Origin of the sequence: Paraliobacillus sp. JSM ZJ581 (genome assembly GCF_044383835.1) — a bacterium.
Lineage (GTDB): Bacteria > Bacillota > Bacilli > Bacillales > Amphibacillaceae > Paraliobacillus.
In genome coordinates this window covers 17,409-32,251 of sequence record NZ_JBISEP010000008.1, presented here as the reverse complement: position 1 = coordinate 32,251, position 14,843 = coordinate 17,409, and the positions used below count along the sequence as shown (strand labels likewise).

The 14,843-nt window shown below is 34.9% G+C and carries 12 protein-coding genes and 1 pseudogene; 11 read left to right on the top strand and 2 right to left on the bottom strand.

From position 1 onward, the window contains the following. Positions 1-180: 180 nt before the first annotated feature. The 5 genes and pseudogenes from ACH6CY_RS06715 to ACH6CY_RS06695 all read left to right on the top strand — a co-directional run bounded on the left by ACH6CY_RS06715 (position 181) and on the right by ACH6CY_RS06695 (position 5,084). Entirely contained in the window at positions 181-339 is a 159-nt protein-coding gene (locus ACH6CY_RS06715) for a virulence RhuM family protein (RefSeq protein WP_374066544.1), read from the top strand. Positions 340-360: 21 nt separating this feature from the next. After that, a pseudogene (gene rhuM, locus ACH6CY_RS06710) lies at positions 361-900 on the top strand (RhuM family protein). Between the two features lie 558 nt (positions 901-1,458). Continuing rightward, positions 1,459-3,009 (top strand): Re/Si-specific NAD(P)(+) transhydrogenase subunit alpha, encoded by a 1,551-nt coding sequence (locus ACH6CY_RS06705; RefSeq protein WP_374066542.1) that lies wholly within the window; start codon positions 1,459-1,461, stop codon positions 3,007-3,009. A gap of 3 nt (positions 3,010-3,012) precedes the next feature. Beyond that, positions 3,013-4,419: a Re/Si-specific NAD(P)(+) transhydrogenase subunit beta gene (gene pntB, locus ACH6CY_RS06700; protein WP_374066541.1), complete on the top strand. Its 1,407-nt coding sequence runs from the start codon at positions 3,013-3,015 to the stop codon at positions 4,417-4,419. A 323-nt stretch (positions 4,420-4,742) separates the two neighbouring features. Further along, the gene (locus ACH6CY_RS06695; RefSeq protein WP_374066540.1) at positions 4,743-5,084 is read left to right on the top strand and encodes a hypothetical protein; all 342 of its coding nucleotides are present in this window, start codon (positions 4,743-4,745) and stop codon (positions 5,082-5,084) included. A gap of 292 nt (positions 5,085-5,376) precedes the next feature. On the opposite strand, the gene ACH6CY_RS06690 is transcribed toward ACH6CY_RS06695, so the two are convergent. Further along, complete coding sequence (locus tag ACH6CY_RS06690) at positions 5,377-5,703, bottom strand: DUF3139 domain-containing protein (RefSeq protein WP_374066641.1); 327 nt, start codon at positions 5,701-5,703, stop codon at positions 5,377-5,379. Between the two features lie 227 nt (positions 5,704-5,930). Here ACH6CY_RS06690 and ACH6CY_RS06685 point away from each other — a divergent pair, with 227 nt between their 5' ends. The 3 genes from ACH6CY_RS06685 (at position 5,931) to ACH6CY_RS06675 (ending at position 9,177) form a co-directional block, all read left to right on the top strand. Next, positions 5,931-6,182, top strand: coding sequence for a hypothetical protein (locus ACH6CY_RS06685; RefSeq protein WP_374066538.1), 252 nt, complete (start codon positions 5,931-5,933; stop codon positions 6,180-6,182). A gap of 60 nt (positions 6,183-6,242) precedes the next feature. Further along, on the top strand, positions 6,243-6,539 hold the full coding sequence (locus ACH6CY_RS06680; protein WP_374066537.1) for a hypothetical protein: 297 nt from the start codon (positions 6,243-6,245) through the stop codon (positions 6,537-6,539). Positions 6,540-7,077: 538 nt separating this feature from the next. Further along, positions 7,078-9,177 (top strand): tetratricopeptide repeat protein, encoded by a 2,100-nt coding sequence (locus tag ACH6CY_RS06675; protein ID WP_374066535.1) that lies wholly within the window; start codon positions 7,078-7,080, stop codon positions 9,175-9,177. Between the two features lie 228 nt (positions 9,178-9,405). On the opposite strand, the gene ACH6CY_RS06670 is transcribed toward ACH6CY_RS06675, so the two are convergent. Continuing rightward, the gene (locus tag ACH6CY_RS06670; RefSeq protein ID WP_374066534.1) at positions 9,406-10,434 is read right to left on the bottom strand and encodes an NAD(P)H-dependent amine dehydrogenase family protein; all 1,029 of its coding nucleotides are present in this window, start codon (positions 10,432-10,434) and stop codon (positions 9,406-9,408) included. A gap of 82 nt (positions 10,435-10,516) precedes the next feature. Here ACH6CY_RS06670 and ACH6CY_RS06665 point away from each other — a divergent pair, with 82 nt between their 5' ends. The 3 genes from ACH6CY_RS06665 (at position 10,517) to ACH6CY_RS06655 (ending at position 14,807) form a co-directional block, all read left to right on the top strand. Next, on the top strand, positions 10,517-11,350 hold the full coding sequence (locus ACH6CY_RS06665) for a MerR family DNA-binding transcriptional regulator (protein WP_374066533.1): 834 nt from the start codon (positions 10,517-10,519) through the stop codon (positions 11,348-11,350). Positions 11,351-11,912: 562 nt separating this feature from the next. Continuing rightward, on the top strand, positions 11,913-12,755 hold the full coding sequence (locus ACH6CY_RS06660) for a PRD domain-containing protein (RefSeq protein WP_374066531.1): 843 nt from the start codon (positions 11,913-11,915) through the stop codon (positions 12,753-12,755). 189 nt (positions 12,756-12,944) lie between these two features. Then, on the top strand, positions 12,945-14,807 hold the full coding sequence (locus ACH6CY_RS06655; RefSeq protein WP_374066530.1) for a beta-glucoside-specific PTS transporter subunit IIABC: 1,863 nt from the start codon (positions 12,945-12,947) through the stop codon (positions 14,805-14,807). The last annotated feature ends 36 nt before the right edge of the window (positions 14,808-14,843 follow it).

Sequence of the window (14,843 nt, the reverse complement as noted above, 5' to 3'; positions counted from 1 at the left end):
AAGGAATGGATGTTCTTTTTTGCTAAATTATTCAATTTTAAATGGTATAATAGTATATATCAGACGTTGAAGACGGTAATGAAATTTGACTAAAAGGGAGTAAATTGAAGCGGGTATCCTAATCTATCAAACAGAGGACGGAAATACTAAAATGTTAGATTGGAAAATGAGACGGTTTGGATGACGCAAAAGGCAATAGCTGAATTGTACCAAAAAGGAGTAAATACTATTAATGATCATATTAAGAATATATATGTAGAAGGAGAACTGCGAGAATCGGCAACTATTCGGAAAAACAGAATAGTTCAATTTGAAGGCAAAAGAGAAGTTGAACTCTAAGTAGCAATTTACAATCTCCAAATGATTATCGCTATCGGATACCGCATTCATTCGCATCGAGGTACACAATTTCGTCAATGGGCAACAGAGCGCTTAAATGAATATCTTGTTAAAGGTTTTACTATGGATGATGATCGTTTGAAGGAAATACGTAACTTTGGACAAGACTATTTCGATGAATTACTGGAACGAATACGCGAGATTCGTGCTTCAGAAAAAAGGTTTTATCAAAAAATTACAGCTATTTATGCTACATCTGTTGACTACAATCCTAAAGCAGAAATCACACAAGAATTTTTCGCAACTGTACAGAATAAATTACACTTTGCCATTCACGGTCAAACAGCTGCTGAACTTATAGTAGATAGAGCAAAAGCGGAGAAAGAAAACATAGGACTAGCTTTATGAGAAGGTGACAGAGTTCGTAAATCGGATGTTACGGTTGCTGAAAATTACTTATTCCAAAAAGAATTAAAAGCGCTTAATCGTATTGTTATCATGTACTTAGATTATGCTGAAGATCAAGAAGAAAGACAACAGCCAATGCATATGAATGATTAGATTAATAAACTTAATGCTTTTCTTCAATTTAATGCTCGTGCCATTATGGAAAACACCGGAAAAATTTCAATAGTAGTTGCAGATAAGATAGCCACTCAGGAATATAAAAATTTAATCAACATCGAATAAATCACATGTCGGATGATGATTTTGATCAATTTATTGAGAAGAAAAATCTAAAAAAGTAACGTTATAAAAATATACAATAGTTACCCTTGTTTTTAAAAGTATACGTAACAATTTCATTAAAAACAAAAGAACTAAGACTTTAGGAAGTACAAAAAGATAATTGTCCATTTGTGGTGCCTGAAGTCTATTTACAAGCTTACGCATGGCTATCTTTTATAAAACTCTTGGTATATTTTATACCGCCAACATAAAATAGCTATATACATACACAACAAATTTGAATATACTGAATTTATAGATTTTTTATGCCGATCTAATATGGTAAAGCAAAAACGTGTCCATAACCTCACAAAAAGCCATCACACGTCCTACTATACATACTTATGTGAAATACGACACAAATCAACAACGTTTGAAAGGAGTATTGGAATGAATATAGGTATACCAAAGGAAAGTCATGCCGGTGAAACCCGGGTTGCTGTGATTCCTAAAACCGTCGAACAGCTAAGTAAATTTGGTTTTGATGTTTTGGTTGAAGCTGGAGCCGGGGAGCGAGCTAGTTTTACCGATGAGCAATACGAAAAGGCGGGAGCCATTACTGCAAGTGCTACTGACGTTTGGCAATCGGACATCATTTACAAAATAAACCCGCCAAACGAGGAAGAAATCGTAAAGATGAAAGAAGGTGCGACGTTAGTTAGTATGATTTTACCGCGTCAAAACGACGAATTAATTCATCGCCTCAATGAGAAGAAAATCAACGTATTAGCAATGGATATGGTGCCACGGATTTCGCGTGCACAGTCTGTTGATGTCTTGTCTTCGATGGCTAACATTGGCGGATATCGCGCGGTGATGGAGGCGTCACATACGTTTGGGCGTTTTTTGAATGGCCAAATAACTGCAGCGGGTAAAGTGCCACCTGCGAAAGTATTTGTTATTGGGGCTGGCGTAGCTGGACTAGCTGCAATTGGTACAGGTCGTTCGCTTGGCGCAATTGTTCGAGCGTTTGATGCGCGTTCAGAAGTGGCGGAACAAATTGAATCCATGGGTGGAGAGTTTTTAAGGGTGGACATCGATGAAGATGGAGCTACCGACTCTGGGTATGCAAAAGAAATGTCTGAAGCTTTTATCAAAGCGGAAATGGATTTAATAGCAGAGCAGGCGAAAGAAGTAGATATTATTATCACAACTGCATTGATCCAAGGGAAGCCAGCACCGAAGCTTATTACGAAAGAAATGGTCAATCGTATGAAGCCTGGATCAGTAATTGTGGACATGGCCGCTCTTACAGGTGGTAACTGTGAATACACCGTTCCTGATGAATTAGTTGTAACAGAATCTGGTGTGAAAATTATTGGATACACCGATCTTCCGGGTCGCATGCCAGGGCAAGCTTCCGATATGTTTGCAACTAACTTAGTCAATTTAACAAAATTGTTATGTAAAGAAAAAGACGGAAATATCACGATTGATTTTGATGATGTGATTCTACGCAATATGGCGGTTGCTCATGATGGGGAAATAACCTTTCCGCCACCTGAAATAAGTGTTTCTGCTGCGCCTGTAAAGAAAGAAGAAAATCAACCCGTGACAGAACCAAGTGTAAAAGAAGAACCTAAAAGCCGTGCTGGTTGGAAATATGGTTTTGGCATAGCTGCGATACTTTTATTCGGTTGGATTGGGCAAGTATCACCGCCAGAATTTTTATCTCATTTCACCGTCTTTTTTCTTGCGATTGTCGTCGGTTATTACGTGATTTGGAAAGTGACAGCAGCATTACACACGCCGTTGATGTCTGTTTCGAATGCGATCTCAGGTATTATCATAGTTGGAGCATTATTGCAGATTACTAGTGATATTCTGGCTGTGAGAATTTTAGCGTTTATTGGTATTTTAATTGCATCTATTAATATTTTTGGTGGTTTTATGGTTACACACCGTATGCTGAAGATGTTTAGAACGGATCGGGAGGTGTAAGGGATGGGATTATCTCAAGGATTAGTAACTGTAGCATATATTATCGCGGGTGTCCTATTTATCCTCAGCTTAGCAGGTCTATCGAAACAAGAAACAGCTAAAAACGGGAACATCTATGGCATGATCGGAATGGTTATTGCGATAGTGGCGACTGTTTTGAGTATAGATCTTAATATGGAAGCGTGGATTTACGTTATAGTAGCGGTGCTGCTGGGTGCGTTGATCGGTGTCTTTTCAGCAACAAAGGTACAAATGACGGAAATGCCACAGCTGATTGCAGCTTTAAATAGTTTTGTAGGCTTGGCTGCCGTATTAGTCGGTTATAATAGTTTTATAAAAATATATACACATGTGTCAGTCCGTGATGTGCATTTAAATATTGAATTAATCGAAGTATATATTGGTGTGCTTATTGGCGCAATTACCTTTACGGGTTCTATCGTTGCTTTTGGTAAATTGCATGGCATGATTGGATCAAAGCTCCTTTCTTATCCATTTAAGGGAGCCGTGAATGTCATACTCCTAATTGGGTCTGTCGTTCTTTTCTATTTATTTCTTGTCGAGGGAACGTCGCTAAACGCACTTATTTATCTGATCATCATGACCGTGTTAGCTCTGTATTTAGGCTGGCAAATGGTGATGTCCATTGGTGGAGCAGATATGCCAGTTGTTATCTCGGTGTTAAACTCTCTATCTGGATGGGCGGCAGCAGCGGCGGGATTCTTGCTATCGAATGACCTATTAATTATTACGGGTGCTTTAGTAGGCTCGTCTGGTTGGATTTTATCTTATGTCATGTGTAAAGGGATGAATCGATCGATCGTTGCTGTTATTGCAGGTGGATTTGGAGACCAAGCGACGAGTGCCACATCTGCCGGAGAACAGGGTGAACACCGTGAGATTAGTGCAGAGGATGTAGCAGAAATGTTAAAGCAATCAAGCTCTGTTGTCATCACACCAGGCTACGGAATGGCTGTTGCTCAAGCACAATATCCAATTGCAGAAATGACAAAAAAACTACGTGATCAAGGAGTAACTGTTCGTTTTGCAATTCATCCAGTTGCGGGTCGTTTGCCTGGCCATATGAACGTACTTTTGGCGGAAGCAAATGTGCCATATGACATTGTGTTGGAAATGGATGAGATCAATGATGACTTCCCTGAAACAGACACAGTGCTCGTTATCGGTGCCAATGATACGGTAAATCCAGCAGCACAAGATGACCCAACTGGCCCAATTGCTGGTATGCCCGTTCTTGAAGTGTGGAAAGCGAGAAATGTTGTCGTAATGAAACGTTCTATGGGAGTCGGTTATGCTGGTGTCCAAAATCCACTGTTCTTTAAAGAAAATACAAGTATGTGTTTTGGGGACGCGAAAGTGACTACAGAAGCTATATTGAATGCTATATAAGATAATGTTGAATACCCTCGTAAATGTAAAAAATTCGTTTGTGAGGGTTTTCTATAGATGCTACCTCTCTATTGAGTAGGAGTTTATTTTTTTCAATAGTTAATAATTTCACTCATATATTTTTATCTTATGCCTTATAAATAGTACAGCTTACTTTAAGCAAGTTCCTTAACAAACAATATTACTTAGATAGAGGTATATTAAAGCGTTTTGTTGAACTATAGATTAAGATAAAAAGTTGGAATGGTGATAATTTGACTTATTATTATTTAGCTTCAGATATTCCATTATAAAAAGGATATTATTTTGACGATGGATTCCATTTGACTTTTAATAACTCGATTTCACTTGATAAAGCTTTAATCTTAGAAAAAAGTGAAGAACATATAAAAGGATTTGATTACCCTATTCAAATTGAGGTTTTTAACGGTGTTGAACGAGAAGAAGAATTGCAAAAGCTTCTTCATTACATTAAAGAACAGACAGCTTTATATAAAGTTTGTACTGTTCAAATAGCGAATTTGTTAAACTCCAACAAATCAACATTCAAAGTAAAGGAAAAATCTAAAATATTACTTCATGAAATTACAAACCCTAAACAATTACTTCTTTCTGAAGGTCACTTCATTACCATTAAAAGGGTTCCAGAATTTTTTAAAAAATAAGGATGACCTACATAGGCAAGATAAAGGTAGATGCAAACATTAGCGGGATATTGAATATGACCTTCAATATGATCTAATAAAGCTGGATGATGATTGGTATGGAATTAGGATTAGATAATTGCTACATATACACGCATCTTCTAATCCTTTGGTTTGTTTTTTGTCAATCCAAGTGTAAAGGATGTAGGAGTTTGCTATTTTTTTTGCTTCATTTTTTTTATACTCAACATAAGTAATAGAGCGAAAAAAAAAATCAAAGAGCTTCTAATATTGGGCTCTTTGATTTTATCTTTTAATTATCTATATATTTTGCTTCTTCTTCATTTGTTATTTCTTCATTTCCATTATATCTGTACCCTATAACATAAACTTTTTTTGAATCATCTTTGACATAAAATTCATAATAATTTTCTGTTTCATCTTTGAAAATAATATTTGCATAATATGTTCCTAGTTTCCAATCAAAAGAAATTTCTTTTTCTTTTATCTTATCTTCATAGTTGTTTTCTGTAATATAAGTATCTATTACATCAGTTATCTCTTTTTTTTTATTAAAGTAGTGCATATAAATCATTCCTGCTGCAAGTAAAATAGTAACTAAAATGACCATTACCAAAATTTTAAATATTTTCCATTTTCTATTGACATATTCTGTTATTCTCCTTATATTTAATTTGTATTAATTCCCATGTAAAAACCAAAAAATACGAAGAGGTGATAATCTTGTTAAAAAAATGTTTATAGTTTTATCTTTTGTTTGGTTCACTATTTATTCATTATAACACAGTTTTTTCCAAAAAAGAGAATGACTAAAGCGTTGATTTATCAAAAGAAAATTATAATCAAATGATTAATGAAGGGGACTTACCCAAAGAGGTATCTTATGAAGAATGGTTAGCAATAAATGATGAATCATTATTTGAAAAATTAGATGAAGAAATTCCTATGCCGAATATAATTTTAACTCCAGGCAGCACAGGTTATTTCTCTAAATCTATGTTGACAGCTAGAGGTTTTTTTACAAAAAGGAGATATCCTAGTTGCGAATGGAACATCATCTTATGGTCTTACTGGACATGCGGGAATAGCAATAAATAGTAGCCGAATTTTGCATATTCAGGGTCCTAGTAAGCTGCCATCAGTAATATCTGCATTAACATGGACAAAAAATATGGTCTTATAAAGGGACAAGAAGATGGTAGGACACGAACTAAAGTTTATAGAGTTTCTGCTAGTACTGGTAATTCAGCGGGGAATTGGGCAATTAATAATTACAAAGGGAAAAATTACAGTTACGGATTTGGTGGTAAAATAACTTCTAAAAATCCAACATGTTGTTCGAAAATTGTCTGGCAATCTTATTGTTTTATAGGTAAAGCTACAAAGCCAACCAGTGTAATGATTATTCCATATCAATTACCAAGTTATATTAATGGAGCTAAAGGCTTGGAATAATGTAATAGAGTTATATAAATAATAAAAAGATTCTTAGTATAATATAATTAGACAGTGACCCTTGAAAGTTAGAGTTTTTCTTATGCTGCTATATGGCTGGTTTGAGTTCAGTAGTGTGTTGGACTTAAACCAGCCAATTATGTTTTATTGGTTCATTATTTCTGTAGCTAGTTTTATAAAGGGGTTAGCGTATTTAAACGATTTTTAACGACTTTTACAACCGTTCCTTTGTGGGAGTCATAACGGGATATAAGTTTAAATTTAACGCACTTTAGATAGCCTTGCCTTCGTGTTTCTTAAACAGGATACTAAATTCTTCTTTCGGTTCAAATACCATTGTTGTTTAATATAAAAAATAGCACAACAATCCCCATAAATCCAAGCCCTCATTCGTATTTTATATATAAATGAATTTTTGTGAGGTATATGTAAACAACACTATTTCACGAATGGCACAAAAATGAAGTGAATACGAATAGATGTATGATGGAGTAATCAGCTTCATAGAATTATAAAAAACAAGATGTGAGGGATTATCGTGACAACAGAGAATGAACGAATTAGCAAATCTTATTATCAGACGATGATAAATGAAAGTAACAAACAAGGAAACGCAGTCAAAATATTGGGTGACATGTACATAGAAGAAATGCAAAAACACCAGCCTAACTTATCATCAATACGCTTCGCTCAGGGAGAAGTGTATTATTTGAATCAGGATTATGAGGCAGCTATTTTCAAATGGCAGCAGCCGCTAGAAGAGGAGCTTATTCCATGGGCACAGAAGAATATAGCAGATGCTCAGATGGAATTAGGACTACTGGAAGATGCAGAAGGACTTTATAGGCAAGTCAACACGTCCTCACTCGCCCTACAATCGGAAGTCTTGTTGCAGCTGTTGTCTCTGTATGTACAACAAGGTAATCAAATAAAGGCTGTTAGTACAATTAAGGAAGCTGTTACGTTAAATCCTGATTATCCTCGTTTAACAGAGATAGCCCAGGCGTATTTAGAGGATATTAACGATTGGAATAACGCCATTGAACTAGCAGTTGACGAGGCGATACGAACACAATCAATCTATTGGGTTGAAGTGTTATCGGGATATGCTCAAAAAGGGTTAAACGTTAATCATAGACCAGATTATTTTAATGGCCTACTGATTGATTTACTGCATATGGATCGTGACCGTTTTGAAAGCTTTACAGAAGTATTATGGAATAGCTATCGATCAAGTGCGCATTATTTAGAGTGGCTAAGCGTTATTAACCGGCTTCTTTTCGATTTGCAAAATGAACTACCTTTTGTGTGGGAGAAGCTTCCGAACTTGTATCAAGAAGCATACTTCGACTTAATTAGCGGAGAATTTTTAATCCAAGATATCTCTGACTTGATACAGATTCATTTAGCGAACTGGTTAGAGATAACCTCGGAATCGGATGCGTTGGTTTCTTCTACTGCTATACTTGCATGGGACGAAACGATTCCTTCCGTACTCAATTCAAATCTGATTAGCAAAGCGACATACCTGTATGAAAACGCAGCACCCAATCGAAATGGTAGAAAAGATGGCGTACAGCTTTTTGATGCTATCCAAGCTTGGGCAAAGGAAGAGGATTTGTTAGAAGATTTAACGGAGTGTATAGGCTCTATGCTAACGGACTCCAATATGGAAACAGCTAGTCCGTCAAAAATTCAGAGAGTGATTAAAGCTTCGATAACATTTCTATTAGAACAAAGAATTGAATTGGAGAAAGGCATACAGGAAGATATCCATTGGAATGAAACATTACTAACTAACTTGCAGCATACGCACCAACAGATTGGAACGATGGAGAAAGAAGCGGCTTATGTCATGACAGATACTTTCCGTAAGATGAAAAATTCCTTAACGCAACGTGTGTTGACTGAACTACCTAAGCAATTACAAGATAGTTCTAGTATTATTCAAGAAGACAGTGATTTCTCCACGATCCATGAAGACCTAAATGAAGAAATGAATAAACGCATTGCCAGCTTTATGAAGAAATTTGCAAGCAATGATGTTAAACATGCGATACAGCAGTGGATTAAAGGATGTAAAAGTGATTTCAAAGAACATCAAGTAGCATGTAATGAATTAAGTCAGACGATTAATATGCCCTTTGATGAAGAAAAGGTTGTCCTTAAGGGTGACTTTAAAGTACTCGATGATTGGCAAAGAGATCTGGAACGGATATCTCGCGGCTTGCTACGGATTGAAAAGACGAATGTTTTGCGTCGTAATACAGCTTCCCAGTTGTTTTTAAAAGGGGCGGGAAAATTAATTGGTTCTATTTCCAAGAATAACGACATGCTCTATAGTAAATATATAAACAATGTAGAAAATGAGGATTATAGTCAAACGGTAGAGGGTATTATAACCCCTTTCATGCAACAATTGGATTTGTTTGAGAACTCCATAGAATGGGACGTCAATAGGTTTTTCTCAAATCCACAGGATATATTGGAATTGGAGATTGAGAAGGTCGAAGTGGATATTGAAAGCCATACAAATGTCATACAAAAAATGCACGAAAAGCCTGAAATTTATCGTGATCCACTAACCTTGTTTGAATTGAGATTGTCCCAGTATGAGTTAATGAATACCATTAGTTAGATGTAGAAGTCATAAATCGATATAGAACATGAAATACTTTACAAACTGTAAAAATAAGACCTTCTTCATTTTAAGTTAAAGCCTGTTGAAGTGAAGATAAGAAACAGAACATAAAAAAACACTCCAAAGTAGCATAAACATACTTTGGAGTGTGATCAAATAGTTATCGACGAAAATGCGTCACCAATGTTATTTGATAAAAAAACTTAAAATAAGGCTATTAAGATTTTATATATACATGTGTAAAGGATATACTGTTAGCTCTGTAGTCTCTAATATTTCTGCTGTTACAAATCCTGGTTTTGCTTTTAACACGGATGGTATACGGTTTACTACAGTTCCGCAAGTGTGTGCAACTGTATCTGGTTTTTCTAACGAAAATACCATGTTTGGTTCTCCTTCAATTTCCCAATCACACATATCTCCATCGTTTTCTCGATAAACTTTACCAATACACTCTACTTCTAACACAGGACCTTGATGCGTTTGAATGGTTGTTACAGCTGACATACCTGTCGCATCTCCTTTAGTGATCGTTCGTCCTAATGTCGCTGAATAAATATCTTCCTCAAGTACAATAGGAACATTCTTCTGAGAAATTGATTGAATCGTCCAATTCATTTTAGAACAGATTGCTTCTCCAGCATTCCACATATATGAAGGGAGACTTTCTGCTTCAGCCACTTCTTTTTGGAATTTTTCCATATCATACCCAGCACCATGAGCTTCAGCTAATGCCAGTCCATAATCTTCTACGTTATAGCTTACCGCACCTTTGATTTTCTTCACACTGTTCATTCCAGCCATCATTAATGTTGGCATATTAATCCAATAAATATCTTGCATGCCACTTCCGGTAATTGTTACATTATGCTTTTTTGCTAACGTATCTAAATAATTGGTCTCTACAGGAGAGGTATGCCATGGATAAATTGCTTCTTCACAAGTAGTGATAACATTCACATTATGTTTTAAACATAATTCGAAAAATGGCATCATTTCTGGCATATAACTAAATATTGTCACAATAGCAATATCCGCATCTGTCTCGCTTAATACTTTTTCAGCATCATCAGAAATTAGTACACCTGTTTTTTTACCCAATTTAGCGAAATCGCCTACATCTTTACCAACTAAAGAAGGATTGTTATCAATTGCTCCAACTATTTCAGCACCGTGATGATCCAAATAGTTCACCATCACTTCTCCCATTTTCCCACAACCATACTGAATTACTTTTACTTTATCTAATCTCATTTTAATACCCTCCTGTATGTTAAATTGTTCACAAACATAGTATAATGTCTATAGTAACTATAGAGTCAAGGAGGCTTTTAACATGAGTGATTTAATAAAAATTGGTGATTTCGCTAAATTAAATAATCTTTCGGTACAAACATTGAGATATTACGAATCTATCAACCTATTCGATCCCTATTTTGTTGATCCAATTACTAATTATCGGTATTATCATATTTTACAGTCACCAATTATCGATAGTATTCAATTTTTAAAAAGTTGCAATTTCTCTTTAGTTGACATCAAACTTATGCTTGCTGAAAAAACGCCTAATGTTGCTTTACAAAGAATAGTAGAAGAAAAATCAGAAGAATTATTAAACGAACAAAAAAACATAGAAACAAAAGTAAAAAAGGTTCATTCCTTTCTAAAAAATAATGCTATTTATGAAGATAGTTTATTACACACCTCATTTGAAATAAATTATTTTCCTAAACGTTATCTTTATACTTTCTCTATCCCTGCTAATATTTACGATTTAACTGAAGCGGAATATGAGCGGTACTTAAGGAAATTCAAACAACATTTAACAAAAGAAAATTTCTCAGAATTTCAATTTAGTCATGTTGGTTCAATCACTAGAAAAGAAGATGTCTTAAAAGAAGTATTAGTTTCTAATACTATGTTTGTTTTTTGTCCTGCCTCATTAAGGCACCATGAACAGGTCATTATGTTACCTGAGGCGTACTATGCAATTGATTATTGTCATGATTTTAAAGATGAAGAAGAATCTTTCTATTTATTTAGAGAAAAAATCCTATCGAAAAATAAAAGAATAGACGGTGATTATATGTGTGAAGTGATTCGAGAAATTCCTCATTCAACTAAATTGAAACGTAATATGTGTATCCGTATGCAATTACCTGTAATATAACAGGAATAAAATCACAAGTGCTTTGCAATCTTGTGAGAAGTTGGAACAAACACTGGTGTCCAATTTGATAGACAATTAATCAATCCATTGTTCTATAACTTTGTTCATGATAACTACAACAGTATAAGCTTTGATGTGTATATATCTTTATGAAAAGACATCTTCTGTTCTTTTAAAAAACTGAAATAAGACGCACAAACATTCGTATATCCTTGGCAGTAATCAAAAAGATTATAAGGAAGACGGTAAATGCATAACAAAACCAATAATGACATATGATAAGAAAACACAATAGCTAAATTTAGAGATAATAGCCTTGAGATCATAGTATTATCATGAATTTAAGAAAAATGGCAGAAAAAAACAACAGAAAAAATATTGACAAATCACTTCGTTCGTGAGATATTTAATTTGTAAAATGAAATTAAATATTTGACGCAGGAGTGTAACTGAGTCTAAACACAGGCACCACCAAGTCAAATTTAACTGGATTTGAGTCTTATCATTTCATGGTTACTTTTGATATTGGTGTTTTTTTTATGATTTTATAGGGGTGAATACGATGCTACAAGTTATAAAGTCACTAAACAACAATATCATATTAGCTGAAAATGATGGTGGAGAAGAATTTATTTTGTTTGGAACTGGAATCGGTTTCAAAAAAAAGCAAGGGGAACCAATCGATCCGAAACAAGCTCAAAAAGTATTTCGTCCATCTAATGAAGAGAAGACGACTGAACGAATCGAAGGGATTATGCCGGATGTTTTATCGGCAACACAAAAAATTATTACAATGTCTGAAGCTGAAATAGGTAAAAATTTAAATCAGTCATTATTATTCTCTTTAGCAGATCACTTGGATTTTGCCGTGAAAAATACGGATCAAATTAATAGCGAAAACCCTCTTCAATGGGAAGTGCCGCATTTATATCATACAGAACATGAGATAGGAAAAAAAGCGCTAATCATTGTTGAAAAAGAGTTAGGAGTAGCACTTCCAGATGCGGAAGCTGCATTTATTGCGCTCCATATTGTGAATGCGCAACTAGAAAACATCACCATAGAAGAAACAGTTCAAGTAACAAGTATTATTAAAAATATAGTTGGCATTGTTCAGCGTTTATTTGATATTAATCTAAACAAACAACAGATTACTTATTCAAGGTTTATTACACATTTGCGATATTTTATTGCAAGGAACAACAATAAGCAAAAAGTTGAACAGCTAGGTGAAATGGATAGCAATTTTCGTCAACTAATTCAATCACAATACATGCGCAGCTATGCTTGTGCACTGATGATTAAGGATATGATTGAAAAAGAGTATAACTGGATAGTCTCAGATGATGAGATTGTGTATCTTGTTATACACATTGAAAGGCTTGTAAGAGAAAACAAAAAATAAAATATCTTTCACTTAGGTGTGTTACCAATAGGCATTAACCTAAGCAAACGACTTATTTCATCGAATAAGCCGTATTGCTTAGGTTTTTTTATTGCAATAGATTAAATCAGCCATTAGACCAACAGCTGATTTAAAAGATGGAAGCGAAGTAATCGGATTATAAAACAGAATAAAGGAGAGGAATGAGTTATGAATAAGAAACAAGTTGCAGAGGAAATTGTTAAATTTTCTGGAGGAATAAGTAATATTATTCAAAATTGGCACTGTATTACAAGACTAAGATTCAATGTAGAAGATGAATCAAAAGTAAATCTAGATAAGATTCAAAAGATTGACGGCGTGTTAGGTGCTCAATTTAAAAGTGGTCAATTACAAGTCATTATTGGACATGGTGTAGAAGATGTTCACAAAGAGGTTAGTGTATTAACCAATAATAATGAGCAAAATGTGCAAAGAAAAAACAAGGCGAACTTTTTTGAAGGACTTCTTGATGTTATCTCAGGTGTTTTCACTCCTATCTTACCAGCCATTGTTGGGGCTGGGTTGTTAAAAGGTCTTTTAGCACTTTTTGTTGCGTTAGGTTTGTTAGACCCGGCATCTTCAAACTATGAGCTTTTACATTTTATTTCAGATGCAACGTTTTATTTTCTACCTTTCTTATTAGCATTTTCATCTGCTAAAAAGTTTAATGCTGATCCGTCAATCGCAGTATCCTTAGCAGGTATCTTAATGTATCCTCAGATCATTGAGTATGCTAATACAGGAACAGAAAGCTTACTATTTATGGGTATCCCAGTTCCGATGGCTAGCTATGCATCTTCTGTTATACCTATTATTTTGACAACCTGGTTGCTGAGCTATGTTAATAAATTGTTAGGAAAGATTATTCCTAAATCTTTAAATATTATTTTTATACCGTTACTTAGCTTGGTAATTACCGCTCCGATTATGTTAGTCATTTTAGCCCCAATGGGAATGTACTTAGGGTCATACTTAGAATCTATTTTCTCTGCTATGTTCTCATTCTCTAGTTTAGCTGCTGGCTTATTAATGGGAGGGTTAATGCCAATTATTGTAATCACAGGTATGCACTATGCTTTCTTCCCAAGTACGTTTGCTAGTTTCGAGCGTTACGGACACGATGTTATGTTCTTACCAATGAATTTAGTAGCAAATCTTGCTCAGGCAGGTGCTGTAACGGGTGTGCTTTTAAAGACGAAAAATAAAAAAACAAAACAAATTTCATTTTCTTCTTTAATACCTGCAGTATTTGGAATTACAGAGCCAGCCATATATGGTGTCACATTAAGATTAAAAAAACCTTTTTATGCTAGTTTAATTGGAGGTGCAACTGGTGGTGCGTTATTTGGCGCACTTTCAGTAAAAGCAACTGCATTTACAATACCAGGCATCATGTCATTGCCGACGTATATCATCTCCGGAACGAATAATCTAATATTTGCATTAATTGGAGTTGCTGTAAGTTTTACTGTGGCGCTAATAGTCACCATAGTATTAGGTTTCGATGATGAAGATTCAAAAAAAGAATCATTACAAAATAAAAGTGAAGTAAATGCAGAGGAACAACAAAAGAAACCAATTGAAATCTCATCTCCTTTGTCAGGAGAAGTAGTTTCTTTATCCGAAGTTCCAGATGAGACATTTGCATCTGAAACAGTGGGAAAAGGAGTAGCGATCCAGCCATCTGAAGGAGTTATTTATTCACCTTTTACTGGTAAAATCGTTGCTATTCCACCTACTAATCATGCTGTTGGAATACTTTCTGAAAATGGAACCGAGCTTCTTGTTCACGTTGGCATTGATACTGTTGACTTGAAAGGACGAGGCTTTAAGGTACTTGTAGAAAAAGATCAGCAAGTGACCAAGGGAGATAAGTTAATTGAGTTTGATTTAGATTATTTAAAAAGCGAGGGAATCTCTACTCTAACCCCTGTTATTGTAGCAAACTCTCCTGAGTATTTAGAAGTTTTACCTAGTGGTGTAAAGGAAGTTAATGCTTGTGATCAAAATTTACTTGTTTTAATCAAGTAAGTTTAGATAAATATACATTATTACAATTATTATAGG

Bases quoted from the DNA above. Each gene is read 5' to 3' on its own strand.
- ACH6CY_RS06715 (WP_374066544.1), top strand. From the start codon at position 181: ATGACGCAAAAGGCAATAGCTGAATTGTACCAAAAAGGAGTAAATACT.
- ACH6CY_RS06705 (WP_374066542.1), top strand. From the start codon at position 1,459: ATGAATATAGGTATACCAAAGGAAAGTCATGCCGGTGAAACCCGGGTT.
- pntB (WP_374066541.1), top strand. From the start codon at position 3,013: ATGGGATTATCTCAAGGATTAGTAACTGTAGCATATATTATCGCGGGT.
- ACH6CY_RS06685 (WP_374066538.1), top strand. From the start codon at position 5,931: ATGATTAATGAAGGGGACTTACCCAAAGAGGTATCTTATGAAGAATGG.
- ACH6CY_RS06680 (WP_374066537.1), top strand. From the start codon at position 6,243: ATGGACAAAAAATATGGTCTTATAAAGGGACAAGAAGATGGTAGGACA.
- ACH6CY_RS06670 (WP_374066534.1), bottom strand. From the start codon at position 10,434: ATGAGATTAGATAAAGTAAAAGTAATTCAGTATGGTTGTGGGAAAATG.
- ACH6CY_RS06665 (WP_374066533.1), top strand. From the start codon at position 10,517: ATGAGTGATTTAATAAAAATTGGTGATTTCGCTAAATTAAATAATCTT.
- ACH6CY_RS06660 (WP_374066531.1), top strand. From the start codon at position 11,913: ATGCTACAAGTTATAAAGTCACTAAACAACAATATCATATTAGCTGAA.
- ACH6CY_RS06655 (WP_374066530.1), top strand. From the start codon at position 12,945: ATGAATAAGAAACAAGTTGCAGAGGAAATTGTTAAATTTTCTGGAGGA.